This is a genomic window from Rathayibacter sp. VKM Ac-2762, from assembly GCF_009866585.1.
In the GTDB taxonomy this organism is placed as follows: Bacteria; Actinomycetota; Actinomycetes; order Actinomycetales; family Microbacteriaceae; genus Rathayibacter.
Genome location: NZ_CP047419.1, coordinates 1,852,560 through 1,864,915, shown reverse-complemented (window position 1 = coordinate 1,864,915; position 12,356 = coordinate 1,852,560). Strand labels below are relative to the sequence as shown.

Here is a 12,356-nt window from a genome sequence, read left to right as displayed (position 1 = left end):
TCCTCCCAAGGTGTACCCAGCGCATACGTCGGTCAAGAATATCGGAGCGCCCTCCCGCGGAACCTGAGTGCGCGGAGGCTTGACGGCCCCGTCGTGATCCGCCAGGGCCCTACCGTGGGGAGCATGGCCCGCTCGCTCCTCCCCGACCAGCTCTGCCGACTCCGCGTCCACGACCTCGCGTCGGGGGAGTCGACGACCGTCTTCGAGTCCGACTCCGTCCTCGTGGAGGCGCCGAACTGGACTCCGGACGGCTCCGCCCTGATCGTGAACGGCGACGGCGGCCTCTTCCGGCTGCCGCTCGAGGGGGCGCCCGTGCTCGAGCCGATCCCGCTCGACGGAGTGCCGGCCGAGCTCAACAACGACCACGTGCTCGCCCCGTCCGGCGGGCTCGCCTACGTCTCGGCGCGCGACGGGCACCTGTACGCGGTCGAGCTCGACGGCTCCGCCCCCGCCCGCCGCCTGACCGCCGAGCGCGAGGGCGCGCGCTTCAAGCACTACCTGCACGGCGTCTCGCCCGACGGCGCGACCCTCGCGCTGATCGGCGGCGGCGACGCCTCCGGGCGGTGGCGGACCGACGTCTACACGATGCCGGCCGGGGGAGGCGCGCTCACCGCCCTGACCGACGACGAGCCGGCGGACGACGGCGTCGACGTCTCGGCCGACGGCCGCACCCTCGTCTTCAACTCCGAGCGGGCCGGGGGCGGGGCGCAGCTGTTCCGCATCGGCCTCGACGGCTCCGCGCTCTCCCGCCTGGTCGAGTCGGGCACGGTCGACTGGTTCCCGCACGAGTCGCCCGACGGCGCGCACCTGCTCTACCTCGCCTATCCGGAGGGGACGGCCGGGCACCCCGAGAACGTCGACGTCGAGCTGCGGCTGCTCGACCTCCCCGGGCGCTCGACGCTCGAGCCCGGCCGCGTGCTGGAGCGCCTCCACGGCGGGCAGGGGACGATCAACGTCTCCGGCTGGGCGCCGGACTCGACGCGCTTCGCCTACGCCGACTACCCGCGGCGCTGAGAGCCTGAGTCCTTGCCGCGCATGCGCGGGAGGGGGATCGATCACGGCGGGGAGCGGGTCTTGAATCGGGGGATGAGCATCGACAGCGCAGCATCCTCCTCCGTCACCCGCTCGCCGCTCGGCGACTCCGGCATCGACGTCTTCCCGCTCTCGCTCGGCGGCAACGTCTTCGGCTGGACCGCGGGCCGGCAGACCTCCTTCGACGTCCTCGACGGCTACACGGCCGCGGGCGGCGACTTCATCGACACCGCCGACGCCTACTCCGCCTGGGTCCCGGGCAACACGGGCGGCGAGTCCGAGACGATCATCGGCGAGTGGCTCGCGCAGCGCTCGGGGGACCGGGACGACGTGGTGATCGCGACGAAGGCGGGCCGCCACCCGCAGTTCACCGGCCTCGCGCCCGACACCGTGCGTGCGGCCGCCCGCGCCTCCCTCGAGCGCCTCGCGACCGACCGGATCGACCTCTACTACGCCCACTTCGACGACGAGGCCGTGCCGATGGCCGACATCGCCGCCGTGTTCTCCGAGCTCGTGGACCAGGGCCTCGTCCGCGCGATCGGAGTGTCGAACTTCAGCGCCGAGCGCGTCGCGGAGTGGCTGCGCATCGCGGGCGAGGAGGGCCTGCACGCGCCCGTCGCGCTGCAGCCGCACTACAACCTCGTGGAGCGCGGGATCGAGGCCGACCTGCTGCCCCTCGCCCGCGAGGCGGGGCTGGCCGTCGTCCCCTACTCCGCCCTGGCGTCAGGATTCCTGACCGGCAAGTACCGCGACGGATCGACGCCCGAGGGTCCGCGCGCCGACGGCGCCTCCCGCTACCTCGACGGCCGCGGCCGCCGGGTGCTGGCGGCGCTCGATGCGGCGGCGGAGGCGCACGGCGCCGAGGTGGCGACGGTGGCGCTCGCGTGGCTCCGCTCGCAGCCCGGAGTGGGCGCGCCGATCGCCAGCGCCCGCGTGATGGAGCAGCTGCCGGCGCTGATCGCCTCGGCCTCCCTCGAGCTGAGCGCCGAGGAGCTCGCCGCGCTCGACGAGGCGAGCCGGGCGTAGCCGCAGACGGGCGGCCGCGGGGGCGCGTCCCCCGCGGTCATCGACGCTCCGCGGAGGTGCTATCGTCTAACGGTGCCAAATCGCGGGCACGCCCCGAGAGGGGCTGTCAGACCCGCAGGTGCGCCCCCTTAGCTCATTGGTAGAGCACTTCCTTGGTAAGGAAGAGGTAGTGGGTCCGATTCCCACAGGGGGCTCCGTTCCCCGCAGGCCAGACCTGCGAAGAACGCGCGGCGGGGTAGCTCAGGTGGTTAGAGCACACGGCTCATAATCGTGGTGTCGCGGGTTCAAGTCCCGCTCCCGCTACAGCGAGAAGGCCCCGGTTCGCGCGTCGAACCGGGGCCTTCGGCGTTCCCGGGCGAGGTCCTGCCCGCGGGAGAGGTCTCAGACCGCGCAGCCCGCGAAGAGCACGTCGTCCGAGGAGACCAGGTCCTCCAGGGTCAGCAGGCGGTCGAGGTCGTGGCCGGCGGCCAGGGCGTTGGCGCGCTCCGGTGCGGTCTGGGGGGCGAGGCGCCCCTCCATGACCCCGCCGAGGGCGCGGACGGCGCACGCGGCGACCACTCCCTCCGGGGTGCCGCCGATGCCGAGGACGAGGTCGACGCGGCCCGCGGGATCGGCCGCCTCGATCGCGACCGACACGTCGCCCTCGCCGCGCAGCTCGAGCGCGACCCCGACCGCGCGCAGGGCCGCGATCAGCCCGGAGTGACGCGGCTTGTCGAGCACGACGACGACCAGCTCCGCGACGGGCTTCCCGAGCGCCGCCGCCAGCCGTGCGGCGTTCTCGGCGGGAGGGAGGTCGAGCGAGACGGCGCCCCGGCCCGCTGCAGAGCAGACCAGCTTGTCCATGTAGAACACGTCGCGCGGGTCGAACAGCGTGCCGCGCGGGGCGAGCGCGATCACGCTCACCGAGCCGGGGAGCCCCTCCGCCGTGAGCCGGGTGCCGTCGAGCGGATCGACCGCCACGTCGCAGGAGGGAGCGGAGGCGCGGCCGAGGCGCTCGCCGTTCGCGAGCATCGGGGCCTCGTCCTTCTCGCCCTCGCCGATCACGACGACGCCGTCGAACGGAGCGTCGGCCAGCACGGCGCGCATCGCCGCGACCGACGCCTCGTCAGCCGCGACCTTGTCGCCGCGCCCGTACCAGCCGCGCGCCGCCTCGGCCGCCGCGCGCACGGCGGCGGCCACCGCCTCCTGCAGCTCGGCCGGGTAGGCGGGCGACGCGATCAGCCGCAGGCCGCTCATGCGCGCGCGGGCTGGGCGGTCGCGGTGCGGACCAGCCGCTCCAGGGTGCGCAGGCCGTCGGAGGAGAGCACCGACTCCAGGTGCCCCTGCACCGACGCGACGTGCTCGCCGCGCAGGGCGTTGACCACTCCCGTCTCCGGGTCGACCGAGACCTCGAGCCCCAGCCGGGGCGTGCGCGCGACGCCGGGGGCGACCGAGGAGAAGGTGTTGTAGAAGCCGATCGCGGCGTCCTCGCCGAACACGTCCACCGCCAGGCGCACGCCCTGGCGGGGCGCGGGCAGCGGCTCGACCGGGAGGCCCGCCAGCAGCGACAGCATCTGGTGGCTGAGGCAGACGGCGAGCATCGGCCGCTCCGCCTCGAGGCGCGTGGTCATCAGCGAGCGCAGGTGCGCGATCCGCGGGTCGGAGTCGTCGCGGGGGTCGCCCGGGCCGGGGCCGAAGACGACGAGGTCGTCGCTCAGCACGTCGGCGACCTCCGACCAGCGCTCGACCCGGGCGTCCATCCCGAGGTGGCGCAGCTGGTGGGCGAGCATCGTCGTGAACTGGTCCTCGTTGTCGACGATCAGCGCGGTGTGCCCGGCGAGGCCGGCGATGTGCTCGGGCGCCTGGGGCCGGAGCCAGAACGAGGCGAGCCGCTCGTTGCGCGCCTCGAGCGCCTCCTGCACGCCCGGCTGCGCGTTCAGGTCGATGGCCGGCGGCACCTCGCGGTGCGGCAGCAGGCCCAGGGCGGAGAGGACGCCCGACGCCTTCGCCCGCGTCTCGGCGACCTCGCCCTCGGGGGTGGAGTGGCGCACGAGCGTCGCGCCGGCCGGCACGGTGAGGCGGCCGTCCGCGCGGAGGTAGGCGGTGCGGATGAGGATGGGGGCGTCGACCGTGTAGCCGTGCTCCTCCGGCTCGAAGAGGGCGAGCACGCCGGAGTAGTAGCCGCGGGGCTCCTTCTCGTACTCGGCGATCACGGCGCACGCGTTCTCCATCGGCGAGCCGGTGACGGTGGGCGCGAACATCGTCAGCCGCAGGACCTCGCGCACGTCGAGTCCGGTGCGGCCCTCGAGCAGGTACTCGGTGTGGCTGAGCCGCGACATCTGCTTGAGGAACGGCCCGAGGATGCGGCCGCCGTCCGGGCAGACCGCGCTCATCATCTTCATCTCCTCGTCCACGACCATGAAGAGCTCCTCGCTCTCCTTGACGTCGGCGAGGAACGCGAGCACCTCCTCCCCGGTGGGTCCGGCCGCGGGGTGGCGGAAGGTGCCGCTGATCGGGTTCATCATGGCGACGCCGTCGCGCACCGAGACGTGGCGCTCGGGGGTCGCGCCGACGGCGGTGACCGTCTGCGCGCCGTCGACGCCGGGGGTGTGGATCGCGAAGGTCCAGTACGCGCCGGACTCGTCGGTGAGCAGGCGGCGGAACCAGGCCAGGACCGCCTCGACGGGCGGCGCGTCGGTCTGCGCGACGAAGGCGCGGTTGATGACGAAGTTGGCGCCCTCGCCGCGGCCGATCTCGTCCTCGATCACCCGGCGGACGATGTCGGCGTACTCGTCGTCCGGCACGTCGAAGCCGCGCTCCTCGACCGGGATCTCCCGCTCGGGCAGGAGCCGCAGCACCTCCGCCAGGGGGACGCTCTCGCGCTCGCGCACCACGAGGTTGCGCAGAGGGGCTCCGTCGTCCTTCGCCGCGAAGCCGCGCTCGCGCACCTGCCGGTAGGGCACGAGGGTCAGCACGTCGTCGCCGTCGAGCGGGATGTCGGCCAGGCCCTCGACGTCGAGCACGTCGCCCGTGAACACGTCGACGGCGTCGCGGCCCTGGCGGAGGACCACCGCGAACGGCAGCGTCCCGTCGGAGGCGAGGATGCGGGAGAGGAGCGAGGTCATCGTGGTCCTTGTATCGGGTCGTGCCCCACCCGGGCCCTGACATGCAGAACGACCGCCCGGAGGAGGCGGTCGCGTGCGAGGGGTCTGCGCGTCGGTCCGCCTAGGAGGCGGGCCACCAGGGGCTTCGGATCGACGTGCGCACGCCGCGAGTCTAGGGGAGAGCCGGGCAGCGGCCAAGCGGTGTCAGGCGGCCGGCCGCTCGGTCGGCTCGCCCCGCAGGGTCCGGAGCAGGAGGGTCGCGCCGGCCGTCGCGGCGGGGGTGGCGACGACCGCGCCCCCGGGGACGAGGAACGCCAGGTAGACGGCGATGCCGAAGCCGAGCGAGACCGCGCGGTGCTCGCCGAGGAGGCGGCGGCGGTCGCGGAGGGAGAGCCCCCGGGCGTCGCCCGCGAACCCGGTCAGCTCGAGCGCGAGGGCCCTCCCGCCGACCAGGGCGCCCGCGCCGAGGCCGACGATCGAGCCGACCACCGGCACCAGGCCCAGCAGCACCAGGACCACGCCGATCCCGAGGGAGGTGGCGACCAGCACGGCGGAGTCGCGGAGGCCGCGGCCGACCCCCTGCCAGAAGGTGCTCTCGCGCTCGTCGGGCACGCCGCCGAGGTCGTCCTCGACCCGCCGCCAGATCCGCTCGTAGAAGGGGTCGCCGACCAGCAGGGTCACCGTGGCGAAGAGGACCACGCCGAGGGCGAGCACGGCGCCGACCACCGCGATCGAGAGCACCAGGCGGACGGTGGCGGCCGTGCCCTCGTCCCAGCCGCCGGCGAACGGGGTGAGCGCGGTCACCGCGTCCTGCACCCGCGTGAGCACCAGGACCAGTACGCCGACGAAGACCAGGCCGACGATCAGGGGCGGGATCGCGCCGAGGAGCATCGCCCGCGGCGAGCGGACCCAGGTGCGGAAGCCGCTGAGGAAGAGCCGGGCACCGAGGCCGAGATCGCGGAGGACGCTCATCCCCCGATCCTCGCAGGTGGGTCCGGGTCGGGGGTCCGGCAGAACGCCCGACCGCACGGGGCGCGGAGCCTCAGACCCGCTCGAACGGAGCGAGCAGCCCCGCCATCGCCTTCGTCCGCGGCGCGGCGTACTCGTCGCGCCGCGAGGTGCTGACGCCCATCGCGACGAGCCCCTCCACCAGGCGCACCGCCGAGGCGACGCCGTCGATCACGGGCACGCCCAGTTCCCGTGAGAGGTCGCGGCACAGGTCGGCCATCCCGGCGCAGCCCAGCACGATCGAGTCGGACCCGTCGACGGCCAGCGCTTCGGCGCACTCCGCCAGGATCGCGCGGCGGGCGTCGGAGCGGGGGTCGTCGAGTTCGAGCACCGGGATGTCGCAGGCGCGCACCTGGCGGCAGGCGTCGCCGAACCCGGCGCGGCGGGCGATGTCCCAGGCGCGGCCGCTCGTGCGCGAGAGCGTGGTGACCACGCTGAAGCCCCGGCCGACGAGCGCGGCCATGTGCATGGCGGCCTCGGCGATCCCCACGACCGGGCCGCTCGCGATCTCGCGCGCGGCATCGACACCCGGGTCGCCGAAGCACGCGACGACCGCGCCGTCGCTGCCGGCCGCCTCCGCCCGGGCGATCTCGTGCAGGACGCCGGGCACGGCGAGCGCCTCGTCGTAGTGGCTCTCGATCGATGCCGGACCCATCGGCGGGGTGACGGCCGTGATCTCGGTGCCGAGCGAGGCGACGGAGCGGGCGGCCCGGCCGATCGCCGCGGTCATCGCAGTGCTGGTGTTCGGGTTGACGACGGTGATGCGCATGGTGGTTCCTCGCTTCGGGTGCCGGGAGGGGGAGGGGCCCGCCCGGCCGCCGGTCCGCGGGATGCGGAGCGGCCGGAGCGGATCCCTCCTCCGTGCCGGCCGGATCAGACGGTCGAGCCGTCGCTGACGTTCTCGAGGTCCTCGTCGAGGCGCCCGATCCGCGGCGCGCGCCGCTCGAGCACGGCCATCGCGACGAACCCGAGCCCGCAGCCGAGGAACCAGCTGTAGTCGCCGAGCCAGGTGAACTCCGCGCCTCCCGCCTCCGCGATCCAGCGCGGCACGAGCACCGAGGCGACGGAGGGGACTCCGCCGATCACGGTCGCCCAGACGGCGTTGGGGTTGAAGCCGCGCGAGAACCAGTAGCGGCCCTTCTCGCTCATCGTGTAGAGGTCGTCCACCCAGACGCGCTGGCGGCTGATCAGGTAGTAGCCCGCGATGAGGACGCCGAACAGCGGTCCGATCAGCGCGCCGAGGATGCCGAGCGTGTAGTGGATGGCGGTGTCGTTCGAGTACCAGTTCCACGGGGTGAGCAGCACCGAGCCGACGGCGGCGATCATGCCGCCCATCCGCCAGCTGATCTTCTTCGGGTTGACGTTGGAGAAGTCGAACGCGGGGGAGATGAAGTTGGCGACGATGTTGATGCCGATCGTCGCGATGACGAAGGTGAGCCCGCCGAGGAGCACGGCGAACCAGGTGTCGATCCGCTCGACGGTCTCGATCGGGTCGGTGATCAGCTCGCCGAAGACCGGCACGGTCGCCGAGGCGGTGATCACGGTGAGGAGGGAGAAGAAGAGGAAGTTGATCGGGAGGCCGAGCAGGTTGCCGCGCTTCACGGCGCCGTAGCTGCGGGCGTACCGGGAGAAGTCGCCGAAGTTGAGCATCGGGCCCGAGAAGTAGGAGACGACCAGGGCGACGGCCGAGATCATCACCGGCACCGCGGCGGCGAGGTCGAGCGGCTCGCCGGAGCCGAGGGTGAGCGAGATGTTCTCCCAGCCCGCCTGCGACACCAGGTAGACGGCCAGCACGAGCATCACCACGTAGACCGCCGGTCCCGCCCAGTCGATGAAGCGGCGGATCGACTCCATGCCCCGCCAGAACAGCGCGGCCTGCGCGACCCAGAGGATCGCGTAGGAGAGGTAGCCCAGAGCCGAGAGGCCGAGGAACGACGCCTCGGGCGTGTTCAGGGCGGCCATGCCCGGGAAGAACTTGAGGAAGACGATGTTCAGCGACTGCGCCGCCAGGTAGGTCTGCACGCCGTACCAGGCGATCGCGATCAGTCCGCGGATGATCGCCGGGATGTTCGCGCCGCGGATGCCGAAGATCGCCCGGTTGATGACGGGGTAGGGCACGCCGGTGACCTGGCTGGGCTTGGCGACGAGGTTGCAGAAGACCTGCACGATCACGATGCCCACCACCAGGGCGACGAGCACCTGCCAGCCGGCCAGGCCCAGCGCGAAGAGCGAGCCCGCGGTCACGTACCCGCCGACGCTGTGCACGTCCGACATCCAGAACGCGAAGATGTTGTAGCTCGACCAGCGCTGCTTCCGGAGCGGGGCGAGGTCCTCGTTGGAGAGGCGGTCGTCGTAGCCGGCGCTCGCCGCGGCGGCGGGATCCGGATCGACGGGGGGAGCGGTGACTCGGGGTGCGGTGACGCGGTCGGACATGGGTGGATCCACCTCTCGGGCGGTCGTGCGCAGAGCGGCACGGAGCGGATGTGTCAGGGTGGTCGGGACGTCCGGCCGAGGAGGCGGGGCGTCGCGGAGAGCGTTCCGAGTGAAGTGATCACTTCACGCGGGCCACGCTACGAGTCGGGAGGCCGCCGCTCGTTTCGGCTCCGTTACGGCTGTGTGACGATCCGCGAGAGGGGACGGGCCATGCCCTCCGACGACACCGCGCCCGACGAGGCAGCCGCCCGGGCGATCGCGGACGGGGCCGGACTCGGCGCCCGGCTGCGGGAGCTGCGGCTCTCGGCGGGCCTGTCGCTGAAGGCACTCGCCGGGCGACTCGGCATCTCCGTGAGCGCCGTCTCGCAGATCGAGCGCGGAGCGATGCAGCCCTCGGTCGGCCGGCTGATCGCCCTCGTGGACGCGCTGGGGGTCCCGCTGTCCGCCGTGTTCGACCAGGGCGCGTCGGCGCCGGTCGAGACCGCGGTCGTCCGGGCGCGCGAGTCGGCGCCCGTGGCACTCGAGGGCGGAGTGCTGTTCCGCCGTCTGGCGCCGCGTCCGCTGGACGCCGTCGACTTCTTCGAGTCGACCTACCCGCCGGGCTCGACCTCGACGGCGCACCGGCAGCTGCTCCGCCACGACGGGTTCGAGATGGGGACGGTGACGCTCGGAGAGCTGACGGTCGAGTTCGAGGACGAGTCGGTCGTCCTCGGGCCGGGCGACGCCATCACGTTCCCGTGCGAGCGGCCGCACCGCATGGTCAACACGGGCTCGACCACGGCGATCGCGACCTGGCTGATCGTCCACCGCTGACACCGCGCCGGTGCTTCGTGCCGGACCCCTGGCGGCACCATCTGCGTATGGGACCCTGGTCCTCGCTCCTCCACAACGGGCGGACGACCGTCTCCTGTCCACACCCCGGTCGGGATCGGGGCGCGGCGGGCCCTCGGTGTCGGTACCGCCTGGTGGGCTGGTCTCCTCGACCGAGGGGTGCGGAACGTGGAGGAGCGGATGGACGGCAGGAACGACGAGGGGTGCCCGCGCTGGTGCGCGGGCGAGCACGACGAGCTGGTCGCAGCGGCGGAGCGGCTGCACCGCTCCGCGGCGAGCTCGCTCCCGGTGGTGCTCTGGGCGCGTGGAGACGGGGCCGCGGGCGCGACGGTGCACGTCTCCCTGTGCCGCCCGGGGGAGTCGGGGGAGGACAGGCTCCGCCTGGAGGCCGACGGGCTCGGCGAGGTCGACCTCGATCTCAGCTCGGGGTCGCGGCTGGCCGGCGCGGTGCTCCGGCTACTCGGCGCCTCGTGAGGTGCGCGGCGGGTCGGGCGGCAGGAGGTCCGTCAGCTCGATCTCGAGCGCCTCGCAGAGCGCGAGGAGGGTGTGCAGTGTGGGGTTGGCCGGCGAGCCGGGCTTCGACTCGCCCTTCTCGAACTTCTGATAGGTGTAGCCCGCGAGCCCGGCCGCGTGGGCGATCCGCTCCTGGCTGGCGCCCTTGGCGATGCGGGCCCGGTGCATGTTGGTGCCGAGCTCGCGGGCGTAGGTCGCCCAGTCGCGCTCGGGAGTGGGTGTCGACATGCCCGCCAGCTTCGGAGAAGTTCGGCCGCGGGTCAGCCATACACGGATGGGAAATTCCCGGTGGTCATACCCGGGTGACCACAGGCGGCGCCTCCGGAGCCCCGAGGGCCCCGCGACGGCAGCGCCTAGTATGGCCGGGTGCCAGTGAACCCCGAACTCGTCGGGCGCGTCTTCGCGCCCACGGAGCCCTATCAGGTGGGGCGCGAGAAGGTGCGCGAGTTCGCCCGCGCCGTCTCCGCGACCTCCCCCCTGCACCACGACGTCGAAGCCGCCCGCGCCGCCGGGCACCCCGACCTCGTCGCTCCGCCCACCTTCGCCGTCGTCGTGCAGGAGTTCACGCTCCAGCAGCTGCTCGCCGAGCCCGACGGCGGGATCGACTTCAGCCGCGTCGTGCACGGAGACCAGCGCTTCGTGCTGTCCCGTCCGGTCGTGGCCGGCGACGAGCTGACCGCGACCCTCTCGGTCGCCGCCATCAAGAAGCTCGGCGCCCACTCGATGGTCACCACCGAGTCCCGCATGGTCGACGCGAGCGGCGAGCACGTCGTCACCGCGATCTCGACCCTCGTGGTCAGGGGAGACGAATGAGCACCGCACTGCCCGCTCTCGCCGAGCTGAGCGTCGGCCAGGTCGTCGCCGAGAGCCGCTTCCCGATCGACCGCGGCACCCTGGTGCGCTACGCGGGCGCCTCGGGCGACTTCAACCCCATCCACTACCGCGACGACGTCGCCGCCGAGGTCGGCCTGCCCGGCGTGCTCGCGCACGGCATGCTCACGATGGGCACCGCGGTGCAGGTCGTCGTCGACTGGGTCGGCGACCCCGGACGCGTGGTCGACTACCAGGTGCGCTTCACCCGCCCCGTCGTGGTGGACCCGCGCGACGGCGCCGCGATCGACGTGGTCGCCAGGATCGGCGCTGTGAACGCCGAGGAGGGCTGGGTCCGCGTCGACCTCGCCGTCTCGGTCGAGGGCCAGTCCGTCCTCGGCAAGGCCCAGGCACGGGTCCGACTCGCGTGACCTCCGCGCCGCTGCTCTCCGCCCTGACCACCCTCCGCGTCGGCGGACCCGCCGAGCGCCTCGTCGAGCCCGCCACCGAGGCGGAGCTGGTCGAGACGCTCGTCGGCCTGTGGTCGGACGACGAGCCGTGGCTGCTGCTCGGCGGGGGCTCCAACCTCCTCGTGGGGGACGACGGGGTCGAGGGCACGGTCGTGCGCGTGTGCACCACCGGCGTCGAGCGGCTCCCCTCCGACGAGCCGGGGCGCGTGCTCCTCCGGGTGCAGGCGGGCGAGTCGTGGGACGGCCTCGTCGCGACGACGGTGGAGCGCGGCTGGGCGGGCCTCGAGGCCCTCAGCGGCATCCCCGGCACGGTCGGTGCGTCGCCCGTGCAGAACATCGGCGCCTACGGCCAGGAGCTCTCGGACACGCTGGTCGCGGTCGACTTCCTCGACGAGGGCGCCCGCGAGCCCGTCCGGCTGACGGCGGAGGAGCTGCAGTTCGCCTACCGCACCTCCGTGATCAAGCAGGGCCGCCGGGGCGCGGTGCTGGCCGTCGAGTTCGCGCTCGAGGAGGTCGGCGCCGAGGGCGACGGCACTCCCGTCGCCTACGGTCAGCTGGCGTCGGCGCTCGGAGTCGCGCTCGGCGACCGCGTGCCGCTCGCGCGGGTGCGCGAGACCGTGCTGGCGCTGCGTGCGGGCAAGGGCATGGTCCTCGATCCGGAGGACCCGGACACCGCGAGTGCCGGCTCCTTCTTCACCAATCCCCTCGTCACGAGTGCGTTCGCCGACTCCCTGCCGCCCGAGGCGCCGCGCTGGCCGGTCGAGCCGACGGCGGAGGCGCCCGTCATCACTCCGCTCGCCGCGGTCGAGGCCGGAGCGCCCGTCGGGCTGCCCGTGCCTCCCCGCGCCGACGGCCTGGTGAAGCTCAGCGCCGCGTGGCTGATCGAGCACGCCGGCGTCTCGCGCGGTTTCGCCCTGCCCGGCTCGCGGGCCGCCGTGTCGAGCAAGCACACCCTCGCCCTGACCAACCGCGGAGGAGCGACGGCCGAGCAGGTCGCCGAGCTCGCCCGGTACGTCCAGGGCCGCGTCCTGGCGGAGTTCGGCGTGCTGCTGCACCCCGAGCCCGTCGTGGTCGGCACCGCGGTCTGAGTCCGCGCGGTCTGCGCGCGCAGGCCCCGCGCTCCCGGGGACGCGCGCCCTCCGGCCGCGGC

Annotated in this window: 13 protein-coding genes and 2 tRNA genes; 9 read left to right on the top strand and 6 right to left on the bottom strand. The window is 73.6% G+C overall.

What is annotated here, in order from left to right; genetic code table 11:
• The first annotated feature begins 123 nt into the window (after window positions 1-123).
• From GTU71_RS08830 to GTU71_RS08815, 4 genes are all read left to right on the top strand, one after another.
• Entirely contained in the window at window positions 124-1,014 is an 891-nt protein-coding gene (locus GTU71_RS08830) for a PD40 domain-containing protein (RefSeq protein WP_159939696.1), read from the top strand.
• Between the two features lie 72 nt (window positions 1,015-1,086).
• Window positions 1,087-2,058, top strand: coding sequence for an aldo/keto reductase (locus GTU71_RS08825; RefSeq protein WP_159939695.1), 972 nt, complete (start codon window positions 1,087-1,089; stop codon window positions 2,056-2,058).
• A 122-nt stretch (window positions 2,059-2,180) separates the two neighbouring features.
• Window positions 2,181-2,252 (top strand) — tRNA-Thr (locus tag GTU71_RS08820).
• Between the two features lie 35 nt (window positions 2,253-2,287).
• Window positions 2,288-2,361, top strand: a tRNA-Met gene (locus GTU71_RS08815).
• Between the two features lie 78 nt (window positions 2,362-2,439).
• On the opposite strand, the gene GTU71_RS08810 is transcribed toward GTU71_RS08815, so the two are convergent.
• From GTU71_RS08810 to GTU71_RS08790, 5 genes are all read right to left on the bottom strand, one after another.
• Entirely contained in the window at window positions 2,440-3,294 is an 855-nt protein-coding gene (locus GTU71_RS08810) for a fructose-bisphosphatase class II (RefSeq protein WP_159939694.1), read from the bottom strand.
• Window positions 3,291-5,162, bottom strand: a complete 1,872-nt coding sequence (locus tag GTU71_RS08805) for a chorismate-binding protein (protein ID WP_104254835.1) — start codon at window positions 5,160-5,162, stop codon at window positions 3,291-3,293. The genes GTU71_RS08810 and GTU71_RS08805 overlap by 4 nt, the downstream gene beginning before the upstream one ends.
• Before the next feature lie 183 nt (window positions 5,163-5,345).
• The gene (locus tag GTU71_RS08800; RefSeq protein WP_159939693.1) at window positions 5,346-6,113 is read right to left on the bottom strand and encodes an EI24 domain-containing protein; all 768 of its coding nucleotides are present in this window, start codon (window positions 6,111-6,113) and stop codon (window positions 5,346-5,348) included.
• Between the two features lie 70 nt (window positions 6,114-6,183).
• Window positions 6,184-6,918 (bottom strand): aspartate/glutamate racemase family protein, encoded by a 735-nt coding sequence (locus GTU71_RS08795; protein WP_104249798.1) that lies wholly within the window; start codon window positions 6,916-6,918, stop codon window positions 6,184-6,186.
• Between the two features lie 104 nt (window positions 6,919-7,022).
• Window positions 7,023-8,582, bottom strand: coding sequence for an NCS1 family nucleobase:cation symporter-1 (locus GTU71_RS08790; RefSeq protein WP_159939692.1), 1,560 nt, complete (start codon window positions 8,580-8,582; stop codon window positions 7,023-7,025).
• Between the two features lie 210 nt (window positions 8,583-8,792).
• Here GTU71_RS08790 and GTU71_RS08785 point away from each other — a divergent pair, with 210 nt between their 5' ends.
• On the top strand, window positions 8,793-9,395 hold the full coding sequence (locus tag GTU71_RS08785) for a helix-turn-helix domain-containing protein (RefSeq protein ID WP_104227043.1): 603 nt from the start codon (window positions 8,793-8,795) through the stop codon (window positions 9,393-9,395).
• Between the two features lie 198 nt (window positions 9,396-9,593).
• Window positions 9,594-9,887, top strand: a complete 294-nt coding sequence (locus tag GTU71_RS08780) for a hypothetical protein (RefSeq protein WP_159939691.1) — start codon at window positions 9,594-9,596, stop codon at window positions 9,885-9,887.
• On the opposite strand, the gene GTU71_RS08775 is transcribed toward GTU71_RS08780, so the two are convergent.
• The gene (locus GTU71_RS08775) at window positions 9,870-10,154 is read right to left on the bottom strand and encodes a helix-turn-helix transcriptional regulator (protein WP_104223625.1); all 285 of its coding nucleotides are present in this window, start codon (window positions 10,152-10,154) and stop codon (window positions 9,870-9,872) included. The genes GTU71_RS08780 and GTU71_RS08775 overlap by 18 nt on opposite strands.
• A gap of 138 nt (window positions 10,155-10,292) precedes the next feature.
• Between GTU71_RS08775 and GTU71_RS08770 the strand changes: the two genes are divergently transcribed.
• From GTU71_RS08770 to GTU71_RS08760, 3 genes are read left to right on the top strand one after another with little or no spacing between them, the layout of a single operon-like run.
• Window positions 10,293-10,739 carry a MaoC family dehydratase N-terminal domain-containing protein gene (locus GTU71_RS08770; protein ID WP_104227045.1) on the top strand — a complete coding sequence of 149 codons (447 nt, stop codon included), beginning with the start codon at window positions 10,293-10,295 and terminating at the stop codon, window positions 10,737-10,739.
• Window positions 10,736-11,167 carry a MaoC/PaaZ C-terminal domain-containing protein gene (locus tag GTU71_RS08765; protein ID WP_104238284.1) on the top strand — a complete coding sequence of 144 codons (432 nt, stop codon included), beginning with the start codon at window positions 10,736-10,738 and terminating at the stop codon, window positions 11,165-11,167. The genes GTU71_RS08770 and GTU71_RS08765 overlap by 4 nt, the downstream gene beginning before the upstream one ends.
• A complete protein-coding gene (locus GTU71_RS08760; RefSeq protein ID WP_159939690.1) occupies window positions 11,164-12,294 on the top strand; it encodes a UDP-N-acetylmuramate dehydrogenase in 1,131 nt (376 codons plus the stop codon). Before GTU71_RS08765 ends, GTU71_RS08760 begins: the two co-directional genes overlap by 4 nt.
• Window positions 12,295-12,356 lie beyond the last annotated feature (62 nt).

Bases quoted from the DNA above. Each gene is read 5' to 3' on its own strand.
- GTU71_RS08830 (WP_159939696.1), top strand. From the start codon at position 124: ATGGCCCGCTCGCTCCTCCCCGACCAGCTCTGCCGACTCCGCGTCCAC.
- GTU71_RS08825 (WP_159939695.1), top strand. From the start codon at position 1,087: ATGAGCATCGACAGCGCAGCATCCTCCTCCGTCACCCGCTCGCCGCTC.
- GTU71_RS08810 (WP_159939694.1), bottom strand. From the start codon at position 3,294: ATGAGCGGCCTGCGGCTGATCGCGTCGCCCGCCTACCCGGCCGAGCTG.
- GTU71_RS08805 (WP_104254835.1), bottom strand. From the start codon at position 5,162: ATGACCTCGCTCCTCTCCCGCATCCTCGCCTCCGACGGGACGCTGCCG.
- GTU71_RS08800 (WP_159939693.1), bottom strand. From the start codon at position 6,113: ATGAGCGTCCTCCGCGATCTCGGCCTCGGTGCCCGGCTCTTCCTCAGC.
- GTU71_RS08795 (WP_104249798.1), bottom strand. From the start codon at position 6,918: ATGCGCATCACCGTCGTCAACCCGAACACCAGCACTGCGATGACCGCG.
- GTU71_RS08790 (WP_159939692.1), bottom strand. From the start codon at position 8,582: ATGTCCGACCGCGTCACCGCACCCCGAGTCACCGCTCCCCCCGTCGAT.
- GTU71_RS08785 (WP_104227043.1), top strand. From the start codon at position 8,793: ATGCCCTCCGACGACACCGCGCCCGACGAGGCAGCCGCCCGGGCGATC.
- GTU71_RS08780 (WP_159939691.1), top strand. From the start codon at position 9,594: ATGGACGGCAGGAACGACGAGGGGTGCCCGCGCTGGTGCGCGGGCGAG.
- GTU71_RS08775 (WP_104223625.1), bottom strand. From the start codon at position 10,154: ATGTCGACACCCACTCCCGAGCGCGACTGGGCGACCTACGCCCGCGAG.
- GTU71_RS08765 (WP_104238284.1), top strand. From the start codon at position 10,736: ATGAGCACCGCACTGCCCGCTCTCGCCGAGCTGAGCGTCGGCCAGGTC.